Source organism: Martinezella calliandrae, assembly GCF_030272695.1.
Classification (GTDB): domain Bacteria; phylum Pseudomonadota; class Alphaproteobacteria; order Rhizobiales; family Rhizobiaceae; genus Rhizobium; species Rhizobium calliandrae.
This window is the reverse complement of sequence record NZ_JARFYN010000246.1, coordinates 1-307: the sequence shown is the minus strand read 5'-3', so window position 1 is coordinate 307 and position 307 is coordinate 1. Positions and strand designations below refer to the sequence as shown.

Sequence of the window (307 nt, the reverse complement as noted above, 5' to 3'; positions counted from 1 at the left end):
CTGTTGGCGACCACAACGGTCGCACCATAAAAGCGGGCCTTGTAGTCAAGCTGGCGGCGAAACTCGAAGAAGCCGCCGTCCATGATCGAGCGGGCAAGCTTCCGGTTCTTCACCATGCCGCGCACATTCAAATCTTCGATACCAATACGGCGATACGTCTTCGCCAGCATGGTCGTGGCCTTGTGTGTGGCGTCACGGCGGATATTGCCGATGCGGCTGTGCAGTCGCGCCAGCTTTGCCTTGGCCTTGCGGCGATTGGCCGAGCCTTTTCGCTTGCGAGACAGGCTACGGCTCGTCCGCCGCAACC

Annotated in this window: 1 protein-coding gene; it reads right to left on the bottom strand. The window is 60.6% G+C overall.

Annotated features, from left to right (window positions below):
• Positions 1 to 307 (bottom strand): RNA-guided endonuclease InsQ/TnpB family protein (locus PY650_RS36950; protein ID WP_285885067.1); only part of this gene is annotated, 307 nt, incomplete at both ends.